Raw genomic sequence first — 18,133 nt, forward strand, 5'->3', positions numbered from 1 at the left:
TCAAGTTTACGGGGAGTCGACATGCAGGGTTGCTGCCGGATACTTCTTCAGCCAACTCACCTCCTGCATAAATTGCTCTAGCTGATGATCAGTGCGCATTGCTTGATCTACTGTCCATCGACGTAGATCACTGACTATCCCATAGATGCTAATTATCATCAGGATGCCTAGCGCTATCAACGCAACCCAGAAGCCAGCCGTTGCTGCCTTCTTTAGCAACTGGGGAGGAACATTGGTAAAGCTTAAGAACGAAGCAACGAGGGTCAGGGCGATTCCTAATGCCATAACGATGGCGGCGCCGCGCACGAGGCGGCTTGGGCTGGCAGTGTCGGCAGGAAACTCTGGTAGCGCGCGCAGGCGTTCTTCTAATGCCTTGAAGGTCAAGGGCACGATCGGTCCCACATCGCTACTTTCCATGACACCTACCATCGTTGGGTGATACGGCAAGATTAAAGGTGTCAGGTCTACACAGCCAGGTAGAAGTGATGGGACGGCGCGAAATTTCTTTCGTAGTGCATCCGGTGCAAGCGTAGCGGGCCTGTGACCTCAAATATCTGATCACACAGATCGTGTGTCGCTACTTTTCGGATCTGCCTTCTGAGCACAGATGGCCTCGGTTGACATCGCGATTGGTGCGTTGCAATCTCCAGCCTAAGGAGCGTCGAAACTCCTCACACAGCGGTACCCACCTCCGTCAAACCGGTGGGTTTTTTGTGCCTGCATCCTGCAGGTACAAGCCGACGCGATGCCTGCGTCGGGAGGGCGGCTAATACAACACCCGCAAGGGAAATACGCCCGCCGGCTGTGTGCGGTTTCGAACCTCCCGACATCCCGTCGCCGTTGGCGGCGGTTCTTGGGTTGTTCCAGGAGGGCGTTGCCATGTCTACCGCACCATCCATGCCGGCATCTGTGCCGGTTGATCTATTGCCAGCTTCCGCTCACCGCCTGCTGTTAGATGTAGCCGAGGTGCTACGCCGGCTCGTCGCACGCGCAGCTGTTGAGCAGGCGAGCATCCATCCCGCGCATCCGCTGAGTCGCCAGCTTGGTGCGCTGCTGCACACCTTGCGCCGCCGGGTCGCGCGCAGTGCTGGGGGGTGCAGCAGCGCGTTGCCGCATCCACCAACCACCAGCCGGAGGTGCCATGACACGCCGCCGCCCACCCACGGCATCTGCCAGCGCACGGCCCACCCGCACGCGTGCGCGCCCCACGCCGCCCAAGCGCGTGCAGTGGGTCGTGGTGGAACCCGACCGCACCAAGCTGCCACCGATGCTGCCGCCCGACCCGGACGTCTCTCCGCAAGGCCCCGGCACGCTACGCGCAGCCCGCCGTGCCCGCCGCCCGCGCCAATGCACCGTCAGCTACACCCATTACCCCGGCGCCCACGACCACGCCGGCGACCAGCACGTACCGCACGTCCGCCTCAGCGGCCTATGGCTGGAACAACTGGGCTTTGCCATCGGCACCAAGCTGCGTATCACCGCCAGCGCGGGGCAGCTGTTGATGGAGGTGTTGCCACCGGTGGAGGTGCCGCTGTAGCCGCGGTGCTAGATGTTGCCCACGCAGCATGCAAGACAATCCGTCCAGAGGCATAAGACACGTGCTGCGTAATGATGTCTCTGCCTGATTAGTGCTTAGCTATAGTGGTCGCGCGCCTTCTATCAGGCTTGCGCGCCGACCATGACTACTGAGTAGAGGTAAGTATGCGGATGTTGACTGCGTTCCTTTCAGTTTCCCTTCTATTGCCTAGCTGCAGTGCGGTGTCAGCCACCAAGGCGCGGCACTCCATTGCATATCCCACAGAACTCCAGGGGATGTGGGATCTGGGGCCACAATCGTGCAAGCTACCCTTGAATCCTGATTCTGATTCACCCATACGCATCGAGAAGACCCGGCTGCGTGGGTACGAGCACGAGGAGGTTCCGGTAGCAATCAAGCTTGTTTCCACCGGCCCGCACGCCTGGGTTGTTTCCGCCAAGTCGGATATTGCGCCAGATATAAGAACTGATGACTTGTACATTTTGAAGGGCGAGCATCTAGTGATTTCCGACGGTGAATCAGTGAAGCAGTATCGTCGGTGTAAATAATTTAAAAAGTTATCGCATGATCAAGGAGAGACGTCATGGCAGGTGAAGACGGGAATGTCGTTCAACCTGCGCCGTACAGGCTGCAGCAGTTTCATAGCCCCAGGCTCGGCAATCAGCGTGTCGAAGATTTCGAAGGTTTGGTCACCCATCATCCAGGGGCAAATGCGCGTGCTCAAGTGGTGGACGGCATTCCTGTCAATGTCGAAAACCCGCGTACCCGGTCTTAGGGTGTGATTGGCGGGGAAATTCAGGAGCTGGAGACACGTAGAACTGACGGCGGATCTTCCAGCGCTCTGGGCGCGGATCAGATGCTCTTGACCAAGGATTTCTTGCTTGAAGATAGCCGGATCCCGCCAAGTGGTGCCAACGTTCGCGCCGTTGATGTGCCTTCGCCTGTTGCAGGCTATGTAGCCCGTGTTGATGCCGGCCGGTTTGGTGCCGTAGATATCTACGATCGCAAAGGCGGCGAATTGGTCGCGCGCATCTTGCATCTGGATCCAGTCGGTGTTTCGGTAGGAGACAGCGTGGAATACGGTCAGTTGCTCGGTACGCAGAGCAACAAGGGGCTCCCTAACGCCGGCAAGCATGTCCATATGGAGATGGACAAGCGTTACTACCAGCAATCCGAAGACTACATGGAAGACCCGCGAGCGGGCGTCTATCGGTTGATGCCCAGACACGGAGTGGTGGCATCGAGCCAAGGCCAATTGTGGACGATGGCACCATCCGCATTGGCGAATCGTCTGACATCGTGCGGCATGTGCAGCGCACATAGAATGCTGAGGGATTCCGAGGCGCAGATAACCAGCCGCTTCAGGAGGATGGCGTGTACCGTCTGTCGATGCAGCCGGCTGTCATCAACTACCAGCAAGTCTTCATTGTCCAAGGTGCCATCAACGACCCGGCACACCAGCGCGCACACATGCCGACCGTGGAAGCCGTGCAGACGCCAGAGATCCAGTCATTTGATCGCCTGCAGGCAATCAACCAGACCCAGGCGCGCGAACAACAGCAGGCGCTGGAGCAATCGCAGCAACCCGTCAGCCAAACCGGTCCATCAATGACGCGCTGAACGTCATGCCACGCGGCGACTTCTGGTCGTGGGCTTGCATCGCTTCCGTCGGGTTGGGAGATCGCACTTGGGTGACTGCCACTGCAGCCTTGCACGCGTCGGTTGCCGCCACGCTGGCCGATGCCGGACAGATAGATCGCCGACGACGCACTTACTCCTTGGGTTTCGATCGATACGCTGCTTAAACGGCAGGGAAGTAATTAAGCGAGCGACTCATGCAAGCCCGTGCGACGCTGTGCAATAGCGTGCCGGCTTCGCTTCCGTCACGATAATTTCTTCTTGAATGCGAGATGTTGGCGACGTCGCGTTAGCTGCGTCCGGACCTTTCCGTACCTGATGCGCGTCATCCAGCAGGGTGGGGATCGTTGTGGATCTTCTTGGCTGATGATCACCGGCATCACCAAAATGCCACGCACGATCTGGGTCACCGGGTAGGTTTGAAGGTGTGCTGGGCAGACCAAGTACATGTCGTCTGCGTGGGTGTCCTAGGGTAAGAGATTCGGGTGGTTCGATTGTCTCATCTGTTTTAACTCGCTCGTTTAATCTGCGGCGTTTTTCGGATTATTGCAGATAAGTTCGCGGCCACGTCCACTGGCGAGTGCGTATTTTGTAAGAATTTCTCTGTGGATCGATAGAGGTAATTTCCATGACAAGTAGTATCAATCGTTACTCATATAACCCAACTAATTTCCCTCAGTTTGAGCAACTGTCTGCCAGCCAGAACCAGGCCGAGCGAAGCCATCCTAGCGCTCCGCTCAAGGATCGCAGTCATGAAGAAGCGTTTCCCGTGCGCCTGGCATCTACACGGATAAAGAGATCCTCCGGAGCAGGTCGGGAGTTCGCATTGAACCGAAATAAGCCGATCAAGGGCGTTGGCTACTCGACCCAGCCTGCTGTAACAGCTTCAACCGGGACCTCTAAGCCTGGGGTTCTCTGCATGACTGACGGGATGGACCTTTGCGTTGGGGTTGCGGTCGGGGGAGAAAAACCCTCCCAGAATGCAGGCAAGGCGCGGGTGTTCCATGTTATGCCCGAAAATCGCAGAGCGCAGTGGGAAATTAAAAGCTATATTGAGAGTCTTCGTTCGCAGGGGTATGCCGCTAAAGCAGCAATCCATGGAGGCGATAGTAGCTCTCGCTCAAGCGTCTCAAAGATTCAAGCCATTGAGGCAACCCTTGGGGCGATGGACGTACCGATTGAATTTAGCAGCACCGGTGCTGGTGCCAATAATGGCAACGGCCCGCTGGGCGCCGTCGTAGAAGAAAACGGAACTGTAAGGTTCGTAACAAATCTCGTTAAGTAGTCATCTGGCGGATTAGCTCCACGTGCAGGGGCTAGTCCGCCATTCCAGCACTCTGTCTACTTATTGATCAACGGCGCGGCTTGCCGGGCCGATATGCTTTTGCTTCAGTGTCAGCGTGGACCACTGCGACCGTTCGCCCACATCCGATCAAGCGAATTTCGGCATCTGGGGATCAGCCATTGGCATGGCAGTTTTTGTCTAGGAATCGTATGTGTCACTGGCGCCACATTTGCGGGTAACGGTGCGCAAATTCCGTCTTCGTTAGAATCGATTCCTGGGAAATCAAGAAATTCGGCTGGTAGGGGTTAACGAGATGTTGCATTGCGTCCTGCTGCCCAGCTACAGCAGATCCCAGCCGACACATGTGCACGCATAGGGCGGGGACTCTGAGCATGCTTACAGCGCTGAGTGCGCCCGGTTGGCCTTCAAACCCTCAAGCGCTGCTAAAAAATGACATGCCAGCGCGTAAATGGATTGACGCCCACTACGCTTGCGACGTAGGGCGAATCACCAGGCTGCCGACCTCGACATCCTCTGGCTGATCGATCGCATCGGCGATGGCGTGCGCGATGGCCTTGGCAGGCAGGCCGCTTGCCTCGGACTGCGCCTGCAGGGTTTGCCGCAGCGTTGGGTCGCTCACGGTCGGTTACCAGTCGCCGAGCGCGTTCAGCCATGCATTCAAGCGCATGTTCGGGGCGGCACCCAGGCGCTTGGTGAGGCCGGGCGAGAGATAGCGCAGCAAGCAGCCGGTTGTGGCGATCATCAGGAGCCTTGTTTGCCTGTCCTGCGGCGCTGCCTGGAGAGGCGACCGTTGAAGTAGGCCTTGCGCGCGTCAACGCATGCGCGTGGAGCATGCCTGGCGGCCGCCACGCTGATGCGGGGCGTCCTCACACCGCACTGCGCAGCGGTGCATACAGTGGCCTGCGCACCACCGCAATCGCTCGCGCTGCAGTGCGGGCTCATCCATGCGCGACGCCAACACACTGTTGGTCTCATACAGAGGAACTGCCATGTCTATCGAACGGGAGCAGACCCATGCCAACCATTCGCGCCGTCTGGTGCTACGCACCGCACTGCTGGGCAGCGCTGCGATGATCTGCGCCGGCGCAACGGCCAACGATGCGCGTCCGGCAAGCGCGCGGCGCGACAAGGTGGCCTCAGCTACAGCGCAACTGACGCTAGGCATGTTGGTGTTCGAGGGCTTCCAACTGCTGGATGTGTTCGGGCCGCTGGATATGTTCGGCAATCTTGAAGGCAAGGTGAGGATCGTGATGCTCGGCGAACGTGTCGGCGCAGTCGCCAGTAGCGCCGGCCCAACGGTTGCGGTGGAATACGCGCTGGATTCGGCGCCCCCAGTCGACATCCTGATGGTGCCGGGCGGCATGGGCACGCGCCGCGAGGTGGACAACGCCGCGTTGGTTGCTGGCATTGCGCGCCTGGCGCACACGGCCCCGCATGTGGCCAGCATCTGTACTGGCGCCGCATTGCTTGCGCGCGCCGGCCTGCTGGATGGGCGGCGCGCCACCACCAACAAGCGCGCCTTCGCCTGGGTGACGTCGCAGGGCCCGAAGGCGGAGTGGGTGAAGCGTGCGCGCTGGGTGGAGGATGGACATCTATTCACGTCCTCAGGCGTGTCCGCTGGAACGGACATGGCGCTGGCGCTCATTGCGAAGATCTTCGGCCACGACGCTGCCAAGGAAGTCGCCAGCATCGCGGAGCACGTCTGGAACGAAGATGCCGGCGACGACCCGTTTGCCACCGCCCTCGCTGCCGGCTGAGTGGTGGATGCGCTGAGACTGTCCTGTTGATCCGGCTCAGCGGCAAGATGCGACCGTAGCCGCAATGCACCAGGTGGGGCCAGGCTGCGCGCTGATGGAGCGCCGTGCAGCGCTTGATCCTGGTCCACCTGTCTACCAGCCCGCAGCAAGGAGCCGCGCCCCCATGCCATTGGCCATCTTCCGTCGTTACCTTTCGTTCGCGGCCGCCGTTGCCGTTGCCACGCTTGCAGGATGCGGCATGACCAAGCCCCCGATTTCAAAAAAGCAGTTTTCGCAGAATGTTGCGGCACTGCTTGCAGGTAAGGAATCGGCTGTTGTCGAAGCCGGGAAACTGGCCGATGTTGCCTGGAGTCGGCTGTGCTTCGAGCGCGAGGACAGTTTGTTGCTCACGTTCGATCAGGGCGGTGAGACATCCGTACTGCCGTTGCCTTACGAAGAGTTCTTCGTTGATGAAGCCCATGTAGCCAATTCGCTGGAAAATAGCTGCATCACACCGGCCGACCGCATCCTGGTCAAGAGAAAATATTCGGGCGATCACGGGCGTATCGAGTTTCAAAAGGCGACGCAGGAGGGCTGAGCCATGGCCGAGGTCACCGATTCGAACGGTGCCAGCGCGGCCATGGCGGCGACCATGTTCAGACGGATTCACATGCGCGCAGGTGATTGAGCAGGAGGACGTGCTGCACTGGCGGCATCGGCATATCGCGCTGCTCCCGGTCCCATCGCTGCAGGAATGGGCTCAAATACGCGCGATGCCAGGCATTCAGACGCGTACGCGCGGCATGGCGTGCGCGCACGCGCTCAACCACCGCTGCCGCAGCGACGTCGTCCCCATGTTCCAGATGGTGGAACACAAACGCCAGTAATGTGCTGTCGGGACTGGCAAGCAGCACATCCTGGGCGATTGCCCCGGTGCTGTGGCGTTCCTCCATCGTGCGCATGACCATCTCGAGGTCGCGATCGAAGAATGGCCCAGACAACTGCTGCGCGATCACATCGAAGTAGTACACGTCCAGGGCAGGGAGGGCAGCGGCCAGACGGTCGAAGGCGTTGCCCAGCTGCGCATCGCTGTGAGCCGGGTCCAGTCTTAAGCCGCCATACGTGCCGATGTCCTTGGGGTTGAGCGCATGCTTGCCGAGCAGCGGTGCGGCGCGATCGTATATGTGCAGGTCGTGCAGTTGGGTGGTTGCCGAACGTTGCTGCCAGTCCAGCAGCCGGGCGTGCTGCAGGCCTGCCTGGACAATCAACTCCCCACACGTCGCGTCGTGGGTGGCCCACAGGCACTGGCGGCTGCCGTCGCGGTCGCGGGTCCAGCACCATGGATGCTCGGGTTGCACGGCAACCGCCGACCAACCCGCCTGCTGCAGCGCGGCGCTCAGGCGCTGCTCCACCAGCATCGGGATCAGTTCCTGCACGCGTGCGAGCTGGCGCAGGGTCCTGTTGCGTGCGGCCAGCAAGGCAGTGGGCGCGCGCTTGGGCTGCAGGAAGAAGCGCAAGCCGGCGTTTTGCTCGATCTCGCCAGGCTCCTGGCTCTCGCTGAGGTGAGGCAGCGCGAGATCTTCCGATACGCCGCGCCGGCGCTTGAGTCCACGCCGCGCGGCAATGCCACGGATTGCCTGCAGGTCATCGCAGGCGACAAGACCGTCCAGCGACGACGCCAGGCCGTCCTCGGCGGTGAATGTGGCGTCGAGCCAGCCGTTGACCAGCAGGCCATAGAAGTTGGTGAACAACTCGCCATCGTCGGCCTGATCGGCAAGCGTCAGCACGGCACGGAACAAGGCGGAAACCGGCATGGCGTGGCCGGTTCCCGTTTGCTGGTAGAGCACGGATGCGTTTTCTTCCAGGTGTAGATAGCCCGTGCCACGATCGCTCTCCAACCAGCACGATGTCTCGGCAGCCCTCGCTTGGGCGCGCAGCGCCGCATCGTCGATGGCCTCCACCGGCGTGCGCATCAGCACGCCGTGGCGCAGCAGCACCTCATGCATGCGCAGCCAGGTCAGGCCGGTGTCGTAGCGTGCCTGCAGGTGGAGCAAGGCGTGGATGAGCGCGGCCTGGTGCGCGGCGTTTTGCGTACTGCGATCGACCAGATGGATGGCGCGTTCGATCACGTCCTCGATCGCGTGCTGTGACATGGGCAACGTCCTTGCTGGGGGCCGCGACAATACGCACCATCGTAGCGGCTCGCGACAACCGATCAACGACTTCGCCGGCCTGCAGCATTTTGCGAGTGCACTTAAGTCCGCCTCTGGTGCCCATGTGAGTTGTCGCTAGCTCTGTGCAAGGCCGCTAACAGGCATTGGCTTTACCTGCTGGAAATCGCGTCTTCAACGGTGTGTCGTGATGACGTGAAGGGTGCGTGGTTGCGTGCTCTTGAAAGAATCCGCAGCCTCGTGGATCACAGCGCGGCGACGGCCTAGCGCCGATCATTGCCTGCATGAATATCGGGAACCAGATCACGGCGCGCACCGTGACCGTCACCTCGGGCGACACCGGGCGCGCGCACAGTAAAGTCAGTGTGGAATTGTCGGCGCGCCCTGATCCGCGGTGGCAATCGTGCTTCCACTTCGTCGTGCAGGGCCGCGATGGGTTCTACATGGAAGGCCGCCCCATCTTCGACCAGTCAAACTTCGAAGGTGTCGTGCCAGCCGGGCAGGTAGATGCCTTTCGGCACGAATTGCCGGAGGTTTTGGCCTTGACCAACACGCTTGCGCGCGCGCAAGCCATCAAGGATGCGGATCGGCGATAGCGCAGAGCCCGCGACGCCTGCCGGGACGATTGCAGCGTGAGTCGGCCAAGCACCGCGCGGCAAAAACTGCACAAGGCGCGGGTTCATCTGCTCTGCCACTGGAAGGAAGCTTCTTCCTTCTTGCGTAGATGCCAATGCAGGCGCGCCCGGCTGTTCGGAACACCTCTGTCCCCGCTTTACATCGTCAGATGCCGCTCAACAGCGAGGGCTGTCTGGAGACGGTGCGAACATGGCCGGTTTCTGTGTCGAAGGATGCAGAGCGTTGCGGCCACATCGCGGGCAAAAGCGCATCGCTCGGCCAGGCAGATGTGATGCCTTCGGTGATATGTGCCTCACTTTGGGCGTGGCACTTGCACCGGAGTTCAAGACTTCACGCAACCTGCCGTTAATCCACGCTCACCAGAAGGTTCGATGGAACTGTGGAGGCTGTGTTGAACGTGATGATTCGATTGCTCGTTGTGTCCTTGGCGGCTGCGTGTGTCGCCCCCGTACTGGCTGCCGAACAAGCGCCTGCGCGGATCGATGGCACGGGTGCGCGCATCCGGATGTTTGGTCAGAACGGCGTGGGAATCGTGTTGTACAAGGACGCTGTGTGTACCGCCACGTATGGCGAGAAGGTGCGTGCGTCCGGTTCGTTGGGGAGCGCGTTCGGCTCGCTGATGGGATCGGTGAAGAACCAGGCGATCGGCATCCCGGAGACCCAGAATACGCGCAACCTGCACGAGCGCAAGATGATCGGTTCCAAGCCGTTCTACAAGGAATATGCGATCGAAGCTGGCAAGCCGGTGGTGGTGGAAGCCGGTGCCAGTTCGCCGGCGCATTGGACCAGCACGCCGGGCTTCAAAAGCGGTTGGACATGCGGGCCGTTGCTGGCATCCACCTTTGTTCCGGAGGCGGGTGCCGATTACGAGGTTGCGTTGGACCTGGACTTTCGCAACTCGGTCTGCACCTTGGCGGTCAAACGGGTTGCCGTTGATGGACAGGTAACTCCTGTCGATGTGGCGCCCGTCTCCAAAGACTGCAAATAATCTCTCGCGTTGCATCAGCTCAGGATGTGGCCAGCGATGATGCAGGCCAATGACGAGACGTTGGCCTGCGTGATTGCAGCACGCGGGCAAAAAAGCAGGAATGGCATCCCTGACGACAGACGTGGCTAGATGGAAGACGAGTCGTTGATGCTGTCTGCCGCCTCTGCAAGGATGTGCTGACGATATGGTCGACACGTTTCTTGCACGCACTTGCAGTCTGTGTCACTGCGCATCGCGCCAATAGCGCCGGATGCCGACAGCGTCAACCGAACACCGTTTTTGCTGGTGGTGAGGAATACGCGTGCCGGTATGGATCGCCAGGCCCCGTCATCGCGCCTCACCAATCGGTTGGCGCGTAATCCTTCAAGAACTGCCCCCACACATGTTCGCCGGTGTTGAAGCCGTGGATGATCGGGTCGACGATACGCGCGGCGCCGTCGACGATATCCAGCGGTGGGTGGAAGCGTTCCTGCTGCACCTTGAGCGCGGCGATCTCTGCCGGGTCTTCGTCGGTGACCCAGCCAGTGTCCACACTGTTCATATGGATGCCGTCGTTCTGGTAATCGGCCGCCGAGGTGCGCGTCATCATGTTCAACGCGGCCTTGGCCATGTTGGTGTGCGGGTGGCGCGTGGTCTTGAAGTTGCGATAGAACTGGCCTTCCATCGCCGAGACGTTGACGATGTGCTTGTCGCGTTCGGGCGTGCGCAGCATCAGCGGCTTGAGACGCGCATTGATGATGAAGGGTGCGATGGCGTTGACCAGCTGCGTTTCCAACAGCTCCACCGACGGCACTTCGGCCATCAGCAGGCGCCAGGAATTGCGGCCGCGCAGATCGACCTGCTGCAGGTCCTGATCCAGTCGCCCATCAGGAAACAGATGCTGCTGGCCTACCAGCTCGTCGTCCAGCAACGCGATCTGCGAGAGTTCGGCGGCACGGGTGAGGCCGTCGGCGCTGTCGAGCCCACGGCCATGCACCGCGGGTAACGCGGTGGCCGAGGCATCGCGGAGCAACTCCGGGGTGCGCAGGCCTTCGTAATGACCGACAAGATTCCGCACGGTCTCCGGCAGTTCGTGCAATGCGGCGGTTTCGCCGGCCATCATGTGGGCGTAGAACTGCGGCGGGCGACGCACGGTCTGGCAGGCGTTGTTGATGATGAAGTCCAGCCGCTCGCGCGTGGCCAGCAGTTCATTGCAGAACGCTTCCACGCTGGGGGTATGGCGCAGGTCCAAGCCGAACACCTGCAGGCGATGACCCCACTGCGCGAAGTCCGGTTCCTGCGCATAGCGCGCGGCCGAATCGCGCGGGAAGCGCGTGGTGACGATCAACTCTGCCCCGGCGCGCAGCAACTTCAACCCCGCCTGGTAGCCGATCTTGACGCGCCCGCCGGTCAGCAGGGCGACGCGCCCGCGCAGGTCGGCGGTTTCGGTGCGCTTGAAGAAATTCAACTCCGCACAGGTGGGGCACATCTGGTCGTAGAAATGATGCAGCTCGGTGAACTTCTGCTTGCAGACATAGCAATGGCGCAGCTCGGGCGAATGCGTGGGCTCCGCCGCGGCAGTGGCGTTTTCGCCGTTGTGGGCATCGTGCAGGCCGGCGGCATGCGGCGGGAAATAGTTTGGCGTGCTGAATACCGGTTTGCGTCGTAGTGCGCGGATACCGCGTTGTTCCAGCAGCGCTTCGGCCTTGCGCACCTTTTCCTGATGGCGCTCGCGCTCGCGCTGCTTGAGCAACTGCCGCCGCGCCTTCGGCTCGGGGTGATAGACCTTGGCAACCACTTGATGCAGCCGCACGCGGTCGGCTTCGGGCAGGGTGTCCAGTACGCTGCGGTCGGCGTCGATGGCCTCCAGCACGTCCAGGGCCGCGCGCAGGCGGTCGGTCAGGGGCAGCTCGTCGTTGGGCACGGGTGGGACGTTGGTGTTCAAGGCAGATCCGGAATGGGCGGCTGGCAACGCAGGCACGATGGCCGGCAGCCAGCAGGCGAAGACGATGACAGGAGCAGGCGGGCAGGGCGCCGCTGCGCTTGGCCGCTGGCCGGGACGTCGGCAGGTGGACATTTTCGCCGATTGTGGGTGGCTGGCGCCAATACGGGCGGCTGAGCGGGTCAGCCAGTCTGTTGCCGCGCGCTCGGCTGGCGGCCTCGGGCGCTCCTTGAGCGACGAGCTGTGGGTGAACGTCCCTCAGCTGCCCGCAGGATGCGACTGGCCGGGTGTTTGGGTAATCTTCCGCCACACCGGCGCGAATTGGCGCCCGGGGCATTCAAGGGGACATCGATGAAGACTTCCATGCTGGCCATCGGGCTGGCCGGCTTGCTGTGTGCGTGCACCGTTGTGTCGCCCGATCCGGGGCAGCAGGCCGTGTTGGTGGATAAGCCCTTGTTCTTCGGCAAGGGCGGCATCCGCCTGGACGATGTGCGCGATCCCGGGCGCACTTACACCTGGCTGACCACGTCGGCCAGCTATGTGGATGTCACGCCGCAAACCGTGCAGGTGGCATTCGACGATTTTTCCTCCAGCGACAACATCCTGTTGGACTTCTCCACCCAGATCCAATACAGGATTACTGCGCCGGCGCTGCTGTTGTCCAGGTTTGGGCAGGATTGGTTCAAGAACAACGTGGCCAGCCAGTACGCGTCCATCGTGCGCGACCAGGTCAAGCGCTACGACATGACCAAGATGATGAGCGACCCGGACACCGCCAGGAAGATCGACGATTCGGTGACGCAAAACGTCAGTGCCTTGGTCAAGGAACAAGGCCTGCCGATCCAGATCCAGAACATCACCTTGGGCCGCGCACGTCCGAATCCGGATGTGTTGCAACAGATGAATCTGACTGCCGCGCAGCAACAGCGGGTCAAGACCCTGGTGGAGGCGACCACCGCAGAACGGCAGCGCGAGCAGGAGCAAGAGGCCAAGGCCGACGCCGACAACGCGTACCGCAACCGCATGGGGCTGACGCCGGAGCAGTACCTGGCCAGCCAGATCGCCGAGCTCAATGCCGAGGCCTGCAAGAAAGCGCAGGCGTGCTACATGGTGCCATCGGGAACGGCGGTGATTGCAAGATAGGTGCGTCTTGCCGGCCGCCAGGCGCACGCACCGGGTGACGCGCCTGCCTGCATTATTCCATGGTGATCGCGTGCCACGCTCGCGCACCATCGCGCTGCTCACGCAGCCTGCAACATCGCTGGGCTACGGTCGCCTGTGAGTGTTGCGGCGGGAGAAAGCACGATGGGTCTGTTGGTCGATGGCAAATGGCAGGACAGGTGGTATGACACCAGCAAGAGCGAGGGGCGGTTCGAGCGCTCGCAGTCGCAGTTTCGCAATTGGGTCACGCGCGATGGCAGCGCCGGGCCGCATGGCCAGGGCGGGTTCCAGGCGGCTTCGGGGCGTTATCACCTGTATGTGTCGCTCGCCTGCCCATGGGCGCACCGCACGCTGATCTTCCGGCGCCTGAAAGGGCTGGAGTCGATGATCGACGTGTCCATCGTGCACTGGCTGATGCGCGAAAACGGCTGGACCTTCGCCGATGGGCCAGGCGTGGTCGGCGACACCGAGAATCACGCGCAATATCTGTACGAGGTGTATCTCAAGGCCGACCCGCATTACTCGGGCCGGGTCACGGTGCCGGTGTTGTGGGACCGCGAGCGCAAGACCGTGGTCAGCAACGAGTCGGCAGACATCATCCGCATGTTCAATAGCGCCTTCGACGCGATTGGCGCTGCAGACGGTGATTTTTATCCGGAGCCGCTGCGCGAGCAGATCGATGCTGTGAACGCGCGTGTCTACGACACCGTCAACAACGGGGTCTACAAGGCGGGCTTTGCGACTACCCAGGCGGCCTATGACGAAGCGGTGTTGCCGTTGTTCGAAAGCCTGGACTGGCTGGAGGCGCGCCTGAGCGCACAACGCTATCTCTGCGGCGACCGGCTCACCGAAGCCGACTGGCGCCTGTTCACCACACTGGTGCGGTTCGATGCGGTGTACGTGGGGCACTTCAAATGCAATCTCCGGCGCATTGCCGACTACCCGCAGCTGTCTGGATTCCTGCGCGAGCTCTACCAGATGCCGGGGATTGCCGACACCGTGAACTTCCAGCACATCAAGGGGCATTACTACCAGAGCCACGACACCATCAACCCCACCGGTATCGTCCCGATGGGGCCGCTACTGGATCTGGATGCGCCTCATGGGCGTGGCGACTGATTCGCATGGTCGACATGGCACAGCGGGTATGGTGGCGTATGCTGCGCACCCGCGCGATCAACAGGCGACGTCATGCTCAATCATGTCATGGTAGGAACGAACGATATCGCGCGTGCGCGAGCGTTCTACGATGCAGTGCTAGGAGGTGTCTTCGGTGCGCCTGCGTCGTTCGTCAATCAGGCAGCAAGCGGGCACACGCGCCTGTTCTACCGGCATGCAGGCAGCACTTTTTGTGTGAGCGAGCCGATCAACGACGAAGCCGCCAGCCCGGGTAACGGTGCAACGGTTGGCTTCAAGTGCGACTCGCCGGAACAAGTGCAGCACTTTCATGACAGCGCGGTCGCTGCCGGCGGCATTTCCATCGAAAGACCGCCCGGTTTGCGTGAGAGCAGCATGGGGCCGACGTGGTTGGCGTACGTGCGCGACCCTGATGGAAACAAGCTGTGTGCGATCTATCGCCCGGCGTGAGCGTGGTCTGTCGCGCAGTCCGTTACAGGAATAGCTGGCTGGGTCGATGACGGCGACTGAGCGCTATGCGAGCACGGCCTGCGCAATCTGTGGCAGGCCTGCGAGCATCATGCGTGAATCCGTGGAGATGCGTTATCGCTTGGCCGCATCGCGCATGATCAGCGTCGCCGCACCCACCGTGATCGCATCTTCGACCACGCCGGTGCTGGTTTGGCCGTAGCGCTCGATCGCACGCATGCGTGCATTGAAGGTGAGATAAGCGGCGGCAACGGCCGTCGTCGCACCGAGCAGCGCGGCGATGCCGCGTTGTTCGCGCGGCGCCAATGCAGTGCCGACGATCACACCGGTGGCGATGCGCGCAATCATGCCGGGCAGCACGATGCGGTCGGGCGCGGTCTTCATCTTGTCGCCGGCCAGCTCGCCGCCAGCCAATGCCAACATGCCGGCCGATGCCAGTGGGTTGGCGAGCAGTGCCGGCGCACCATTGTCGGCAGGCAGCTTGCCGGTGCGTGCAGCATTGGCGACGGCCGCCAGCGGCGTCATCGACCGCATGCCGGCGACGACGCCCATCAGGATGGAGTGGATCAAAGCCATGTGCACCTCTGCATGTGCTCGACCATCGCAGGCGGAATGCCTGCGCGTGGCACGCTGTCATCGATCTGCGCAGACTAGGGCGTGGCGTGTGTGGGAGTTGGCAAGATGTTGTGCACGCTACGCATCGGTTGTGCTCGCATGCCGGCCGCTGCCATGCGCAAACCGCTGGCGCAGCAACCGGTGGTGTCCGTGGCTGACCGCTGCGGTGCATGCCATTGCCTTGGGCACTTGAATATCCCGAGGCCATGCCTTGCGTCAGCGCTCGCTCCGATCGGCAGCCTTGCTCCCGAGCAACACCTTCAAGCCGTGGGTGATGCCGCGCGGCCCGATGCTCAGGTGGTCCTCATCGTTGAGAACCTCAAGCGTGAGATGCAACGACGGATAGCCACGCGCACGCAACGCACGCGCCATGTTCTGGGTATCGATGACCATGTCGTAGGTCTGGTGATAACGCACTTGCTCGTACTCACCGACGTACATGTACACCTGCGCCGGCAGATCGCGATGCGTGGCTGCAAAGGTCTTTTCCTGCGCCACCATGGCATGTTCGCCATACCAGTACGACGGGCTCCCGAGGATATAGCCAGAAAACATCTCCGGGCTGCTGAGCAGGATGTCCGTGCCGAGCAGGCCGCCGTACGAATGCCCCAGATACAGGCGCCGCTGTTCGTCGGTTCGGTAGTGGTTGGCCACAAACGGCAAGACCTGCTCGCGCAGGTAGCGGATATAGGCAGCGCTCTTGCCGTGGGTCGCCACCGGCGCCGCGTTAGGGCCGTCTTCCGGCGTCGGCGTATAGTCGCGCCTGCGGCTGGGCATGGGTTCCTCGCCGACGGCGTAGGACAGCCCAACCAGGATGAAATCCTCGATGGCCGGGCCTTCGCCATTCAAGCGACGTGCGATCTGTTTGACCAGCGCAAACGCGTAGTCGCCGTCGGTGGCGTACAGCACCGGGTAACGCCGCTGCGGATTTTCCGCATAAGCGCGTGGCAGGGCGACGAAGACCTGATAGCGACGCCCCGAGACTGGATCCGGTACGTCCCAGACCTGCGTATCGGCCAGCTCATAAGGGTGGCCCTCGCCACGCTGGCTGCCCGGGGCATGGGCAGGCGTGCGCACTGCGACCGCTGCCTGCGGCGTTGCTGCTTTAGCCGGCGTCGGCGCTGGTGCCTTGCCGCAGCCGACCAACAGCGCGATCCCTAATCCTGCCAACATCGCATTCTTCAAAGCAGTCTCCTGCAGGGTCACCCCGGAATCGTCTGGGGACATCGGCACGCGGCGTTTAGTTCAGCCGACCCATCGAGGTCAACGCCGCCGTCGTGGCCATATCGTTCGGATTGGTGCCCGGCATGTCCTGCGGCACAGGCATGCCCTTGCTGCGGTAGAAATCGATCCAGTATGGCGAAATCTTGCCGGTCTGCAGGTTCTTGAAGTTCATCGGTTGCAGGGCGAACACGTGATGCGCGCGGAAGGCGCGCTCGATGAAATCCGAGCAGTAATAGCGGTTGTCGTCCTGCACGTAAGTGTCGTTGTAGGGCTTGCCAAGCATGCGCCGTGCCTGGGCAATGGCATCGGGGATGGCAGGACGATGTTCGGGGGTGAGCCGATACACGAAGATCTGCCGCTGCTTGGCGGTGGCCTCATCGATGAATGCCTGCAGTGGTTGCTCGCGCGAACCGTATTCGTCGGCATGCAGCACCACCGCAACGTCGCCTGCATGCGCCACCAGCGCGACATGGTCGAAGCTGGGTTGCCCCTGGGTGGAAGTTGCATCGTCGATGGCGCCGCTGAGGCCAGTGTGCGCCGCAGTGACGAACAGCAGATCGCCATCGCGCACCTTCAGCGCCAGCGCCGTGGCGGGCAATAAGGCGACCAGCAGGAACAACAGCAGTGCGATGCGCATGGTGCGAGGCTTGAGGACGACGGAGCCGGCATTATCGCCGGGATGTGCGGCGGCGGTGCCAAACGCATGTGGGCACTGGGCACGTATCACGCGCATCGGTCGCAAGGCGCATGCGCTTGCCTGGCCATTTAACCTCAGTGTCGTTGGGTTGGACTGTAGACTGGCCTTGCCAGCGGGCGTCGCCGCCGCCATCGCGTCGCGGCAATCCCTGTCCGTCTGGAGTGGTGTATGCGTGTGTCTTCTGCGTTGTCGCCGATCGGCCGTCTGTTTGCGTTGGCTGCATTTTTCGAAGGGCTGACCTGGGCCGGATTGTTGGTCGGCATGTTTCTGAAGTATGGGCTGCAGAGCACCGAGCTCGTGGTCTGGGTATTCGGGCGCCTGCATGGCGCGGCGTTCCTGTTCTATGTCGCGGTCAGCATGATTGCCGCACTGCGGCTGCGCTGGCCGTGGTGGGCATGGGCCTTGAGTCTGCTGGCGGCGTTGCCGCCGCTGGTGACGGTGCCGCTGGAGATGTGGTTCCGGCGTCTGGGCTTGCTGGGCCAGCGGCAACCTGTTGCGCACTGAACCGTTGCGCGCCCGGCGCGCGCAGCCCCCTGGCAGCACGTTCGCCGCTGACACCGGCCAATCCGATCAAGATGCCGGTGCTTCTTATGGCCGGTGGCAAGGACGAGCGCGCCGGTCGAACACACCCAACGGATGGAGTGCGCACTCAAGGATGCCCGCGTAATCGCTGTACTTCCCCAACGAGGGCCACGGGTTCTTCATCGAGCCGCATCGACGCGGGTACGACACGCGCGTGCTGGCGTTTTTGAGGAAGCACTTGGGTGGCAGTACGGCCAAGCGAGTGGCCGCCGTGTCATCCGGGTCTAACCGGATGACACATGTGGTGCGGCGCCTAGGCGCGATGACGCGTTAGCTGCGGACATGGCGCAGCAGCGGCCACCGTACCGCCTGTACG

Annotated in this window: 16 protein-coding genes and 7 pseudogenes; 15 read left to right on the forward strand and 8 right to left on the reverse strand. The window is 61.8% G+C overall.

Annotation, left to right across the window (positions count from 1 at the left end; all coding sequences use genetic code 11):
• Positions 1-6 precede the first annotated feature (6 nt).
• Positions 7-417, reverse strand: a complete 411-nt coding sequence (locus J7396_RS14365; RefSeq protein WP_244669676.1) for a hypothetical protein — start codon at positions 415-417, stop codon at positions 7-9.
• Between the two features lie 462 nt (positions 418-879).
• Here J7396_RS14365 and J7396_RS22585 point away from each other — a divergent pair.
• From J7396_RS22585 to xopAF, 5 genes and pseudogenes are all read left to right on the forward strand, one after another.
• Positions 880-1,145: pseudogene (locus tag J7396_RS22585) on the forward strand (hypothetical protein).
• A complete protein-coding gene (locus J7396_RS14370) occupies positions 1,142-1,537 on the forward strand; it encodes a SymE family type I addiction module toxin (RefSeq protein WP_029818555.1) in 396 nt (131 codons plus the stop codon). Before J7396_RS22585 ends, J7396_RS14370 begins: the two are co-directional and overlap by 4 nt.
• An 856-nt stretch (positions 1,538-2,393) precedes the next feature.
• Positions 2,394-2,636 (forward strand): annotated as a pseudogene (locus J7396_RS22590) (peptidoglycan-binding protein); the annotation flags it as partial.
• A gap of 314 nt (positions 2,637-2,950) precedes the next feature.
• A pseudogene (locus J7396_RS22595) lies at positions 2,951-3,157 on the forward strand (XVIPCD domain-containing protein); the annotation flags it as partial.
• 646 nt (positions 3,158-3,803) lie between these two features.
• The gene (xopAF, locus tag J7396_RS14380) at positions 3,804-4,460 is read left to right on the forward strand and encodes a XopAF/AvrXv3 family type III secretion system effector (RefSeq protein WP_083347870.1); all 657 of its coding nucleotides are present in this window, start codon (positions 3,804-3,806) and stop codon (positions 4,458-4,460) included.
• 484 nt (positions 4,461-4,944) lie between these two features.
• Here the strand turns inward: xopAF and J7396_RS14385 are convergent.
• Positions 4,945-5,103, reverse strand: a pseudogene (locus J7396_RS14385) (oxidoreductase); the annotation flags it as partial.
• Here J7396_RS14385 and J7396_RS22740 point away from each other — a divergent pair.
• The 3 genes and pseudogenes from J7396_RS22740 to J7396_RS14400 all read left to right on the forward strand — a co-directional run.
• A pseudogene (locus tag J7396_RS22740) lies at positions 5,102-5,194 on the forward strand (AraC family transcriptional regulator); the annotation flags it as partial. The pseudogenes J7396_RS14385 and J7396_RS22740 sit on opposite strands and share 2 nt — an antisense overlap.
• 276 nt (positions 5,195-5,470) lie before the next feature.
• The gene (locus J7396_RS14395; RefSeq protein WP_209261638.1) at positions 5,471-6,238 is read left to right on the forward strand and encodes a DJ-1/PfpI family protein; all 768 of its coding nucleotides are present in this window, start codon (positions 5,471-5,473) and stop codon (positions 6,236-6,238) included.
• A gap of 163 nt (positions 6,239-6,401) precedes the next feature.
• Positions 6,402-6,815 carry a hypothetical protein gene (locus J7396_RS14400; protein ID WP_209261639.1) on the forward strand — a complete coding sequence of 138 codons (414 nt, stop codon included), beginning with the start codon at positions 6,402-6,404 and terminating at the stop codon, positions 6,813-6,815.
• Positions 6,816-6,873: 58 nt separating this feature from the next.
• Here the strand turns inward: J7396_RS14400 and J7396_RS22605 are convergent, their stop codons facing one another.
• Both J7396_RS22605 and J7396_RS14405 read right to left on the reverse strand, forming a co-directional pair.
• Complete coding sequence (locus tag J7396_RS22605; protein ID WP_244669685.1) at positions 6,874-7,218, reverse strand: hypothetical protein; 345 nt, start codon at positions 7,216-7,218, stop codon at positions 6,874-6,876.
• Positions 7,219-7,260: 42 nt separating this feature from the next.
• Positions 7,261-8,370, reverse strand: a pseudogene (locus J7396_RS14405) (hypothetical protein); the annotation flags it as partial.
• Between the two features lie 302 nt (positions 8,371-8,672).
• On the opposite strand from J7396_RS14405, the gene J7396_RS14410 reads away from it, so the two are divergent.
• Together J7396_RS14410 and J7396_RS14415 are read left to right on the forward strand one after the other, a co-directional pair.
• Entirely contained in the window at positions 8,673-8,984 is a 312-nt protein-coding gene (locus J7396_RS14410; protein WP_209261641.1) for a hypothetical protein, read from the forward strand.
• A gap of 440 nt (positions 8,985-9,424) precedes the next feature.
• Complete coding sequence (locus J7396_RS14415) at positions 9,425-10,012, forward strand: hypothetical protein (protein ID WP_031420895.1); 588 nt, start codon at positions 9,425-9,427, stop codon at positions 10,010-10,012.
• Positions 10,013-10,349: 337 nt separating this feature from the next.
• On the opposite strand, the gene J7396_RS14420 is transcribed toward J7396_RS14415, so the two are convergent.
• The gene (locus J7396_RS14420) at positions 10,350-11,936 is read right to left on the reverse strand and encodes an SDR family oxidoreductase (RefSeq protein ID WP_033479339.1); all 1,587 of its coding nucleotides are present in this window, start codon (positions 11,934-11,936) and stop codon (positions 10,350-10,352) included.
• A 360-nt stretch (positions 11,937-12,296) separates the two neighbouring features.
• Between J7396_RS14420 and J7396_RS14425 the strand changes: the two genes are divergently transcribed.
• The 3 genes from J7396_RS14425 to J7396_RS14435 all read left to right on the forward strand — a co-directional run bounded on the left by J7396_RS14425 (position 12,297) and on the right by J7396_RS14435 (position 14,681).
• Entirely contained in the window at positions 12,297-13,076 is a 780-nt protein-coding gene (locus tag J7396_RS14425) for an SPFH domain-containing protein (RefSeq protein WP_014089266.1), read from the forward strand.
• 162 nt (positions 13,077-13,238) lie between these two features.
• On the forward strand, positions 13,239-14,213 hold the full coding sequence (locus J7396_RS14430; RefSeq protein WP_042841487.1) for a glutathione S-transferase family protein: 975 nt from the start codon (positions 13,239-13,241) through the stop codon (positions 14,211-14,213).
• A gap of 72 nt (positions 14,214-14,285) precedes the next feature.
• Positions 14,286-14,681 carry a VOC family protein gene (locus J7396_RS14435; protein WP_008577582.1) on the forward strand — a complete coding sequence of 132 codons (396 nt, stop codon included), beginning with the start codon at positions 14,286-14,288 and terminating at the stop codon, positions 14,679-14,681.
• A gap of 132 nt (positions 14,682-14,813) precedes the next feature.
• On the opposite strand, the gene J7396_RS14440 is transcribed toward J7396_RS14435, so the two are convergent.
• From J7396_RS14440 to J7396_RS14450, 3 genes are all read right to left on the reverse strand, one after another.
• Positions 14,814-15,275 (reverse strand): membrane protein, encoded by a 462-nt coding sequence (locus J7396_RS14440; RefSeq protein ID WP_014089269.1) that lies wholly within the window; start codon positions 15,273-15,275, stop codon positions 14,814-14,816.
• A gap of 255 nt (positions 15,276-15,530) precedes the next feature.
• Positions 15,531-16,469, reverse strand: a complete 939-nt coding sequence (locus J7396_RS14445; protein ID WP_041470000.1) for an alpha/beta hydrolase-fold protein — start codon at positions 16,467-16,469, stop codon at positions 15,531-15,533.
• 85 nt (positions 16,470-16,554) lie between these two features.
• Positions 16,555-17,175, reverse strand: coding sequence for a YiiX/YebB-like N1pC/P60 family cysteine hydrolase (locus J7396_RS14450; RefSeq protein WP_209261642.1), 621 nt, complete (start codon positions 17,173-17,175; stop codon positions 16,555-16,557).
• Between the two features lie 228 nt (positions 17,176-17,403).
• Here J7396_RS14450 and J7396_RS14455 point away from each other — a divergent pair, with 228 nt between their 5' ends.
• Entirely contained in the window at positions 17,404-17,739 is a 336-nt protein-coding gene (locus tag J7396_RS14455; protein ID WP_071117402.1) for a DUF3817 domain-containing protein, read from the forward strand.
• Between the two features lie 47 nt (positions 17,740-17,786).
• Positions 17,787-18,091: pseudogene (locus J7396_RS14460) on the forward strand (prolyl oligopeptidase family serine peptidase).
• Positions 18,092-18,133 lie beyond the last annotated feature (42 nt).

The organism is Xanthomonas sp. A1809, assembly GCF_017746015.1.
GTDB lineage: Bacteria > Pseudomonadota > Gammaproteobacteria > Xanthomonadales > Xanthomonadaceae > Xanthomonas > Xanthomonas euvesicatoria.

Bases quoted from the DNA above. Each gene is read 5' to 3' on its own strand.
- xopAF (WP_083347870.1), top strand. From the start codon at position 3,804: ATGACAAGTAGTATCAATCGTTACTCATATAACCCAACTAATTTCCCT.
- J7396_RS14415 (WP_031420895.1), top strand. From the start codon at position 9,425: ATGATTCGATTGCTCGTTGTGTCCTTGGCGGCTGCGTGTGTCGCCCCC.
- J7396_RS14365 (WP_244669676.1), bottom strand. From the start codon at position 417: ATGGAAAGTAGCGATGTGGGACCGATCGTGCCCTTGACCTTCAAGGCA.
- J7396_RS14435 (WP_008577582.1), top strand. From the start codon at position 14,286: ATGCTCAATCATGTCATGGTAGGAACGAACGATATCGCGCGTGCGCGA.
- J7396_RS14430 (WP_042841487.1), top strand. From the start codon at position 13,239: ATGGGTCTGTTGGTCGATGGCAAATGGCAGGACAGGTGGTATGACACC.
- J7396_RS14400 (WP_209261639.1), top strand. From the start codon at position 6,402: ATGCCATTGGCCATCTTCCGTCGTTACCTTTCGTTCGCGGCCGCCGTT.
- J7396_RS14395 (WP_209261638.1), top strand. From the start codon at position 5,471: ATGTCTATCGAACGGGAGCAGACCCATGCCAACCATTCGCGCCGTCTG.
- J7396_RS14455 (WP_071117402.1), top strand. From the start codon at position 17,404: ATGCGTGTGTCTTCTGCGTTGTCGCCGATCGGCCGTCTGTTTGCGTTG.
- J7396_RS14440 (WP_014089269.1), bottom strand. From the start codon at position 15,275: ATGGCTTTGATCCACTCCATCCTGATGGGCGTCGTCGCCGGCATGCGG.
- J7396_RS14425 (WP_014089266.1), top strand. From the start codon at position 12,297: ATGCTGGCCATCGGGCTGGCCGGCTTGCTGTGTGCGTGCACCGTTGTG.
- J7396_RS14370 (WP_029818555.1), top strand. From the start codon at position 1,142: ATGACACGCCGCCGCCCACCCACGGCATCTGCCAGCGCACGGCCCACC.
- J7396_RS14450 (WP_209261642.1), bottom strand. From the start codon at position 17,175: ATGCGCATCGCACTGCTGTTGTTCCTGCTGGTCGCCTTATTGCCCGCC.
- J7396_RS14410 (WP_209261641.1), top strand. From the start codon at position 8,673: ATGAATATCGGGAACCAGATCACGGCGCGCACCGTGACCGTCACCTCG.